Below are 8,423 nucleotides of genomic sequence, written 5' to 3' on the forward strand. Positions count from 1 at the left end.
GTTCGACGGGCAGTTTCCGCACGCCGAGGAGGAGGTGCGGGAGGCGATGACGCTGTCGCCGCAGATTCCGATCGTCCGCACCGACGCCCGGGACCGGGAATCGGTCAAGAGCACGCTGATCACGCTCGTCGAACACGCGCTGACCATGCGTGTCGCCGTCCCCGGCCCCGGATACCACTAGCCCGCCAATCCTTGCCCCGGGCAGACCTTGTGGTCGCGGCACTGGGCGCTCAGCCGGGCAGTGCCTCGATCAGGCTCGCCCCGGCGGGCAGCGGCAGGACACGGGAGAGCGTGAAGCCCGCCTCGCCCAGCAGCCGGGTGTGCTCGCTCAGCGTGCGCTCCCTCCCGCCGTCGGTCACCGCGAGCATGCGCATGTCGAGGTCCTTGCCGATGTGCGGCGTGGCGTCGTCCGGCAGCACCATCTCCAGCAGCAGCAACCGGCCGTGGCCGGCCAGCGCCTTCCGCACGTTGGCCAGGATGCGCAGGGCCGCCTCGTCGCTCCAGTTGTGGATGACGCTGGCCAGCAGGTAGAGATCCCCGCCCGCGGGCACGCTGTCGAAGAAGTCGCCGCTCTCGAACTCGCAGCGGTCGCCGAGGCCCCGCGCGCGCAGCGACTCCCTGGCGTCCTCGACCACGTGCGCGATGTCGAAGAGCACGCCGCGCATGCCGGGATGCCGGTCGAGCACCGCCGCCAGCAGGTGCCCGGTTCCCCCCGCGACGTCCACGAGCGTCCGTACGCCGGTGAAGTCGTAGGCGGTGGCCAAAGTGGCCTCCAGCGGCGCCGCGCGGATGGCCATGTATTCGTTGAACAGCCGGGCGGCCTCGGGGTGCTCCTGGAAATAGCCGTACAAGGGGCCGAAACGCGTGATGAAGGCGGACCGCCCGTCCCGCACGGTCTGCGCCAGGTTGCCCATCGCGTACCAGTACCCGTTCTCCGCGGCGACGCGCACCGCGGAACGCAGGCTGCCGGGAACGCCGTCGCGCAGCGTCTGGCCCTCCTCGGTCAGCTCGTACGTGCCGGGGACGACGGCGCGGACCACGCCGACCGTCTCGAGTTCCCGCAGCACGCGCGTCAGGGAGGGCTCGTGCGCGTCGCACGCCTTGGCGAGCTCGGACACGCTCATCGGGCCGGAGGCCAGGTGCTCGGCGCAGTTCAGCTCGGCCATCGCGGCGAGCGCGGCGAACCGCGAGAGCCCGACGATGGCGTCCCAGACAGGGCCGGTGGAGTCGATCAATGCTTCTCCAGAACAGTGGGGGTGGGGGAGCCGCCCCGGACCAGGCGGCCCACTTCTGCACGCAGCCGGACGAACGCGTCGAGTTGCCGCGTCGCGATCTGGTCGCGTGATTCGCCCAGGTCGACCGGCAGGTCGGCGGCGACCCGGGCCGGCGACCGGGTGAGAACGATCACCCGGTCGCCGACGTAGACGCTCTCGTCGATGTCGTGCGTGATCAGCAGGGTCGTCATGCCGTGATGCGCGCAGACCCGCAGCACCAGGTCTTCGAGGTCCTCGCGGGTCTGCGCGTCCACCGAGCCGAAGGGCTCGTCCATCAGCAGCAGGGACGGGCGGTAAGCGAGAGCGCGGGCGATGGACACCCGCTGCTGCATCCCGCCGGACATCTCCCAGGGGTACTTCTCCGCCGCGTCGGCCAGGCCGACCTGGTCCAGCGCGGCCATCGCCGCCTCCCTGCGGCGCCGCCGGTCCAGTCCGCGGCGCCGCAGCGGCAGCGCCACGTTGCTGGCGGCGGTCATCCAGGGGTAGAGCGAGCGGCTGTAGTCCTGGAAGACGACGGCCAGGTTGTCGGGGATGCGCTCCACGGGCTGCCCGTCGATCAGCACCCGGCCCCCGGTGGGCCGGATGAGGCCGGCGACGGACCGCAGCAGGGTGGACTTGCCGCAGCCGGAGGGGCCCACGACGCAGACGAGTTCGCCCTCGGCGGCACGGATGCTCACCCCGTCGAGAACGCGATGCGAGCCGTACGAGTGGACCAGATCGGTGATCTCGAGCACGATGCCTTCCTAGGTGGTCTGCCTGGCGCTCCTGTGCCAGGCGAGAACGCGCCGTTCCAACAGCAGGAACGCGGAGTTGAGCAGATAGCCGAGGAGGCCGAGCACCACCAGGCAGCCCCACATGTCGGCGTAGAGGTAGGTGCGCTGGGCCGACAGGAGCCGGTAGCCGAGGCCGCCGGAGCCGGCGAAGATCTCGGCGACGATCAGCAGGATCAGGGCCAGTGCGAGGGCCAGCCGCAGGCCGGCGAAGATCTTGGGCATCGCGGCGGGCACGATCACCCTGGTGAGCCGCTGGGTCGTCGAGAAGCCGAAGATGCGCGCCGTCTCCAGGTGCTGCCGGTCCACGGTCCGTGCGCCGTCGATGGTGTTGACGAGGATCGGCCAGATGATCCCGAACACGATCGTCGCGAGCTGCGCCGGCGTGCCCAGCTTCAGCAGGGCGAGGAAGAAGGGCACCAGCAGCGGCGGTGGCACGGCCCGGCCGAGGTGGATCAGCGGGTCGAGGTAGCCGGACAGGCGGGGGGAGCAGCCGATGGCGACCCCGGCGGCCACGCCGAGGACCGCGGCCAGCGCCCACCCGGCGAACAGCCGGGCGAGGCTGGGGCCGAAATCGCTCATCGCCTGCTCCGTCAGCAGGAGATGGGCGGGCGGGCCGGACAGCCACATCTCGCCCATCCGGGCCAGCGTCACCGACGGGGGAGGGAAGAACGGCTGCTCGGCGGCGCGGGTGACGATCTCCCAGGCCACGAGCGTCACGGGCACCAGCCACAGACGGCCGGCGGCTCTGATCACGTTCATCGGGCGGCTCCGGCGCGTGCGTCGTGCCAGCGGAACATCCTGCGTTCCACCGCGACCAGGGCGGAGTTGGACAGGACGCCGAACAGACCGGCCCACAGGGTCGCGCCGAGCATCAGGTCCATCCGGTTGCCGCCCGCGGCCTCCAGGATGTAGATCCCGACGCCCTCCGCCCCTCCGGCGAGCAGCTCCGCGCTGATCACGAGGATGACGGCGGTGCCGGCGGCGACGCGGATCCCGGTCGCGATGAAGGGCGCGGCGCTGGGCAGCGCCACCCGGAGCAGCACCGACACCGGACCGAACCCGAAGCTGCGCAGGGTCTCCTTGGCGAGCGGATCGACGTCCCTCAACGCGTAGATCGTGTTGATGACGATCGGCCAGGACGCCGCGTAGACGACGACGGCCACTCTCAGGTGCAGGTTGTCGCTGAACAGGAGGATCGCGAGCGGGATCACGGCGACCGACGGAATCGGCCGGAGGAACTCGATCAGCGGCCGTACGGCGCGCTCCACGGGCGGCAGGGCCCCGAGCGCGAGTCCGGCCGGGACCGCCACCGCCACGGTCAGCAGCAGGCCGAGCCCCCACGCGACGAGCGAGGCGCGCGCGTCGGCGAGGAACTCCCCGTCGGCGAGCAGTTCCGCCGCGCCGCGCAGGATCGTGGACATGCGCGGCAGGAAGCGGTCGTCGATCAGGCCGGTCGCGCCGACGATCTCGGCCGCGGCGAGGAACCCCGCGACGCCGGCGACGCCGCGGAGGACTCGTGCGTGTTCCATAGCGCTTACGGGATGTCCGTCAGCTCGCCGGAGGCTGCAGGATCATCGACTTCACGTCGAGATCGTTCTTGATGTAGCCGTACTCCTTCATCAGGCTGGCCACGCGCTGCAGCCGCGTCTCGCTGAGTGAGGTCGGGTAGGAGCCCAGGGAGATGACGGCCGCGGTCGCGGCGTCGATCTTCGTGTACTTGGGCAGCGTCTCCTCGACGACCTTCCGGTCCTGCGCGACGATCGCCTGGGCCTTGCCGAGCGCCCGCTGGAACGCGGCTATCGCCTTGGGGTATTTGCTCGCGGTGGCTTCGGTGGTGAACCAGCCGGCGATAGGCAGGTTTTCGGTCGGGCCGGTCATCTCGTCGACGACGATTCTGCCGCCCGCTTTCGATACCACGGTGATGAACGGCTCGACCATCGCCGCCGCGTCGACCTGGCCGTTTTCCAAGGCGCCGGGCATGTCGGGGAACGTCTTCTCCACGAACTGGTTCGGTGTCGCGGTCACCCCGGCCACCTTCATCTGCACTTCCGCGGTCAGCTGGCTGACGCTGTTGAGGACGTTGACCGCTATGGTCTTCCCCTTGAGGTCTGCAACAGTTTTGATCGGGGAGTCCTTTTTGACCATAATGACGAAAGCGCCGGGAGCGGCGCCGTAACTGTCCGAAACATACTTGAACTTGCCCGCACCCTTGTCCTGGGCGAGGAAGGTTCCGACGTAGGCGCCGAGCGAGATGTCGAGGCTGCCGCCCAGTAGCTTCTGGGTGGCGACGGCGCCGCCGGCGACCACCTCGGGCTGGATCTCCAGGCCCTCGGCCTTGAAGAACCCTCTCTCGATCGCCACCTGCAACGGCGCGCTGTCCGGCACCGGGATGGTGCCCACCTTGAGCGTCGTCTTCTCCAGTCCGTTGTCCGCGGGGGCGGAGGACGTCGTGTCGGAGTTACCGCAAGAGGTGAGCGCCAGGACGGCCGCGACGCCGACGGCGAGAGCACGACTCAAAAGCCTCATGAAATCTCCTCGTCTGGAGTGTTGAGGTGGTCGCCCGTGGCGGGTCCGTCCCGCGCAGACGGCGACGGGCGAGAAGCGTACAGGAGCCGTACGGATTCGGTGCGTTTGAGTCACGATTGTAGTCAAATTTAGGGGTAAATCACCTCTGTCATCTTTTGGAATTACGGGCGGCGGCTTGGACCGGTTCCATGAAGGAGGTAGTCGCGCATCTCCCGTCCGATATCACTTTCTCCCTGTTCGTCGCCGTACTGTGCGCGGACATATAGGCCTGGGCGAAAAGCTGGACCGCTCCAAAATGCCAAGCTCTTTGTCTATCTCGACGCCTTATGCTCAAATTGCCCGGTGATGTGCGGGCTCTCGCATTAGAGCGACCCCGGAGCCTTATTCCAGAGATCAGCGCGAGAGGTTGCGCCAGTGAGGACAGCAACGATCGAGAGCGGTCGCCGCGCCGAGCCCGAACCGGTCGCCGAGCCCGCCGCCGGCGCATCCTCCGTGGACGGCGGGCCACCCGCCGATCCCGCGGCCGGCAACTCGATGCAGCTGAAGAACTGGCGGGTGCGGACCCGGCTCGTCGCGCTGATCGTGCTGCCCACCGTCGTCGCGGTCCTGCTCGGCGGCCTGCGGGTGACGAGTTCGATAGCCAGCGCCGCCGAGTACCAGCGGGTGCGCGACGCCGTCGAGCTCGTCGGCGGCATCGGCATGCTCCTCCACGAGATCCAGCTGGAGCGGGACCTGTCGGTGGAGTACGTCGCGGGCGGCCGTCGTGACGCCGACCTGCTCACCCTCGTGAAGAACCAGCACGAGGCCGTGGACGCCGCCGCGCAGAAGGTGAGCGCGCTGGCCGAGACGAACGGGGACGCACTGGGCGGACTCGGCCGGGAGGACCTGTCGCGGGCCCTGGCCCGGCTCACCGACCTGACCGCGTTCCGGAAGATCGTGCTCGACACGCAGCTCCCGCCGCTGCGCGGCATCGAGAAGTACCGGCTCGTCACCGACGACCTGCTGAAGTTGTACGACGCGGCGGGCCAGGGCGTGCCGGACGAGGGCCTGTACGCGAGCATCAAGGCCCTCGGGGCGCTCGCCCGGGCCAAGGAGGCGGTGTCGGAGCAGCGCGCGCTGCTCGCGGCGGGCCTGGTCCGGCAGCGGCTCGACCAGGCGGAAGTCGACGCCTTCACCGGTGCGGCGGCCAGGGAGCAGAGCGAGCTGGCGGCGTTCACCGCCGTGGCCACCACCGGCGAGCGGCAGCTCTACAACGACACCGTGACCGACCAGAAGGTGGACCGGGCGCGGTTCTTCATCGACCGGGCGCTCTACCTCGTGAGATCCGGGCAGCCCATTCGCAACCTCAGCGGCAGGGGGACCGACGCCGACCTCTGGTTCGACGCGATCAGCGAGCAGGCCAACCTCATGCGCGACGTGGCCGACGGACTGACCAAGTCCATCGTCAGCCGGAGCGCCGCTCTGCAGAGCTCCGACCGGAACGTCGCCGTGCTCAACAGCAGCCTGGTCGTCGTCGTCCTGCTGCTGGTCCTGCTCATCACCGCCGTCATGGCGCGCTCCCTCGTACGTCCGCTGCGGCGGCTGCGCAGCGAGGCGCTGGAGGTCGCCGGGCACCGCCTGCCCACTCTGGTGCAGCGGCTGCGCGAGTCCGAGGGCGGCGCGGCGGGACAGGCCGAGGTGCAGCCGATCGGCGTGGTCTCCGCCGACGAGATCGGCGAGGTCGCGCGGGCCTTCGACGAGGTCCACCGCGAGGCGATCCGGCTGGCGGGCGACGAGGCCCGGCTGCGCAGCAACGTCAACGCGATGTTCGTGAACCTGTCGCGGCGTACGCAGACCCTCGTGGAGCGTCAGATCACCCTGATCGACGGCCTGGAGCAGGGCGAGCAGGACGAGCAGCGGCTCGGCGACCTGTTCAAGCTCGACCACCTGGCGACCCGCATGCGCCGCAACAGTGAGAACCTCCTGGTCCTCGCCGGGCAGGAGCCCGCGCGCCGCTGGAGCCGGCCCGTCGAGATCACCGACGTCATCCGGGCCTCGCTGTCGGAGGTCGAGGGATACGAGCGGGTGGTGCTCAACTTCCCGGGCGACGTGTCGATCGTCGGCCAGGCCGTCAACGACGTCATCCACCTGCTCGCCGAGCTGGTGGAGAACGCGCTGTCGTTCTCCCCGCGGGACACGAGAGTGGTGGTCTCGGGCAACCGGATCGACGGCGGCGGCGTGATGGTCTCCATCACCGACTCCGGCATCGGCATGACCCCCGAGGAGATCGGCCAGGCGAACTGGAGGCTGGCGAACCCGCCGGTGGTGGACGTGTCGGTGTCGCGGCGGATGGGCCTGTTCGTGGTCGGCCGTCTCGCCCTGCGCAACGGCATCAGGGTCCAGCTCAGGCCGCACGACGGAGGCGGGCTCACCGCCATGGTCCTGCTGCCGGAGACGATCATCAGCCATCCGGCGTACCAGCCGGATTCCTACCAGGGCGCGTTCGCCCCCGCCTGGAGCCCGCGGCAGGCCGTGCAGGGGACGGCGCAGGGGACGGCGCAGCAGGGCATCGGCGCCTGGGGCCAGCAGCACGGGCCGGGCTCCGGGGTCGCCGCGCCGGCTCTCCACGATCCGCTCAGCCGGATACGCGGCCGGTCGTCCGGCGGCGTGGAGGAGGCGGCGACCGGTCCGCTGCCCGCGGTGACCGGGCCCGTCCCGAGACCCGGCGCCATGTCGGCGACGACAGGACCGGTGTCGATCTCCGGCCCGATACACGGCGCTCCCGTCGGCGCTCCCGTCCAGCCGGGCGGCGTGCGCCCGGGCGGGGCGGAGGACGGGCCGCCGGCTACCGAGGAATACCTGCCGATCTTCGCCTCCGTCGAGTCCGCCTGGTTCCGGCGCGAGCCCGCCGGCGACACCGGATCCGGCTGGCGGGACACCCCGGAGGTCGACGCCGGCTGGCAGGCCGCCGCCGCGGTCGCCGAGAAGCCGGCGTCGGACGGCACGACCACCTCCGGCCTGCCCAAGCGGGTGCCGAAGGCGAACCTGGTGCCCGGGTCCGCGGAGCCGCCCGCGTCCCCGCAGCAGCCGATCCTGTCGCCCGACCGGGCCCGCAGCCGGCTGGCGAGCTTCCAGCAGGGCGTACGGCAGGGCCGGGCGGTGGCCCGGGGCGAACTCAGTGAGGACGAGGGCTATCCGACGGCGAAAGGGGACGGCGCATGAGGGAGTTGAGCCAGGGGGCACGCGGCCTGAACTGGCTGATCAGTGATTTCGCGAATTCGGTTCCCGGCGTGGCGCACACCGTGGTGGTGTCGGCGGACGGGTTGCCTCTGGCGTTCTCGCAGGGGTTTCCGAAGGACCGGGCGGATCAGCTGGCGGCGGTGGCGGCCGGGTTGATCAGTCTGACGCAGGGTGCCTCGCGGGTGTTCGAGGGTGGCCCGGTGACGCAGACGGTGGTGGAGATGCAGCGGGGGTTGTTGCTGATCATGTCGATCAGTGACGGGTCCTGTCTGGCGGTGCTGGCGGCGGCGGACTCGGATCTGGGTCTGGTGGCTTATCAGATGACGTTGCTGGTGGAGCGGGCGGGTCAGGTGCTGACTCCCGCGGTTCGCGCCGAACTCCAATCCGTGTCCTACCCCCGGAGGTGACGCGATGGATCCATGGGGTCAGGACCCCGGTGCGGACCCGTGGGGACGGCAGCCGGGCACCCCGATCCCCGAGGAGCCCGCCTCTCCGGTCCGCCCGTTCACCGTGACCGGCGGGCGTACGACGCCCCGCATGCAGCTCGCGCTGGAGGCCCTGGTCTCCTCCGCCACGACCACGCACTACGACCTGTCCACGAGGCCGCCGGAGCATCGGGCCATCGCCTCCC

Annotated in this window: 8 protein-coding genes and 1 pseudogene; 4 read left to right on the forward strand and 5 right to left on the reverse strand. The window is 70.4% G+C overall.

All coding sequences use genetic code 11. The features are described from left to right. Positions 1 to 181: pseudogene (locus AAH991_RS39295) on the forward strand (ATP-binding protein); the annotation flags it as partial. 49 nt (positions 182 to 230) lie between these two features. Here AAH991_RS39295 and AAH991_RS39300 read toward each other — a convergent pair. From AAH991_RS39300 to AAH991_RS39320, 5 genes are read right to left on the reverse strand one after another with little or no spacing between them, the layout of a single operon-like run. Continuing rightward, positions 231 to 1,235, reverse strand: coding sequence for a methyltransferase (locus AAH991_RS39300; RefSeq protein WP_346231047.1), 1,005 nt, complete (start codon positions 1,233 to 1,235; stop codon positions 231 to 233). Further along, the gene (locus tag AAH991_RS39305; protein ID WP_346231048.1) at positions 1,232 to 2,008 is read right to left on the reverse strand and encodes an ABC transporter ATP-binding protein; all 777 of its coding nucleotides are present in this window, start codon (positions 2,006 to 2,008) and stop codon (positions 1,232 to 1,234) included. Before AAH991_RS39305 ends, AAH991_RS39300 begins: the two co-directional genes overlap by 4 nt. Positions 2,009 to 2,017: 9 nt before the next feature. Then, on the reverse strand, positions 2,018 to 2,806 hold the full coding sequence (locus AAH991_RS39310; protein ID WP_346231049.1) for an ABC transporter permease: 789 nt from the start codon (positions 2,804 to 2,806) through the stop codon (positions 2,018 to 2,020). Next, positions 2,803 to 3,576 (reverse strand): ABC transporter permease, encoded by a 774-nt coding sequence (locus AAH991_RS39315; RefSeq protein ID WP_346231050.1) that lies wholly within the window; start codon positions 3,574 to 3,576, stop codon positions 2,803 to 2,805. Before AAH991_RS39315 ends, AAH991_RS39310 begins: the two co-directional genes overlap by 4 nt. Positions 3,577 to 3,595: 19 nt before the next feature. Then, positions 3,596 to 4,573: an ABC transporter substrate-binding protein gene (locus tag AAH991_RS39320; RefSeq protein ID WP_346231051.1), complete on the reverse strand. Its 978-nt coding sequence runs from the start codon at positions 4,571 to 4,573 to the stop codon at positions 3,596 to 3,598. A 414-nt stretch (positions 4,574 to 4,987) separates the two neighbouring features. Between AAH991_RS39320 and AAH991_RS39325 the strand changes: the two genes are divergently transcribed. The 3 genes from AAH991_RS39325 to AAH991_RS39335 all read left to right on the forward strand — a co-directional run. Continuing rightward, the gene (locus tag AAH991_RS39325) at positions 4,988 to 7,774 is read left to right on the forward strand and encodes a sensor histidine kinase (RefSeq protein WP_346231052.1); all 2,787 of its coding nucleotides are present in this window, start codon (positions 4,988 to 4,990) and stop codon (positions 7,772 to 7,774) included. Beyond that, complete coding sequence (locus AAH991_RS39330) at positions 7,771 to 8,199, forward strand: roadblock/LC7 domain-containing protein (RefSeq protein ID WP_169981939.1); 429 nt, start codon at positions 7,771 to 7,773, stop codon at positions 8,197 to 8,199. Before AAH991_RS39325 ends, AAH991_RS39330 begins: the two co-directional genes overlap by 4 nt. 4 nt (positions 8,200 to 8,203) lie before the next feature. Next, on the forward strand, positions 8,204 to 8,423 hold a 220-nt coding region (locus tag AAH991_RS39335; protein ID WP_346231053.1), incomplete at its 3' end, for a DUF742 domain-containing protein.

It is taken from the genome of Microbispora sp. ZYX-F-249 (assembly GCF_039649665.1).
GTDB classification, from domain to species: Bacteria; Actinomycetota; Actinomycetes; order Streptosporangiales; family Streptosporangiaceae; genus Microbispora; species Microbispora maris.

Bases quoted from the DNA above. Each gene is read 5' to 3' on its own strand.
- AAH991_RS39310 (WP_346231049.1), bottom strand. From the start codon at position 2,806: ATGAACGTGATCAGAGCCGCCGGCCGTCTGTGGCTGGTGCCCGTGACG.
- AAH991_RS39315 (WP_346231050.1), bottom strand. From the start codon at position 3,576: ATGGAACACGCACGAGTCCTCCGCGGCGTCGCCGGCGTCGCGGGGTTC.
- AAH991_RS39320 (WP_346231051.1), bottom strand. From the start codon at position 4,573: ATGAGGCTTTTGAGTCGTGCTCTCGCCGTCGGCGTCGCGGCCGTCCTG.
- AAH991_RS39330 (WP_169981939.1), top strand. From the start codon at position 7,771: ATGAGGGAGTTGAGCCAGGGGGCACGCGGCCTGAACTGGCTGATCAGT.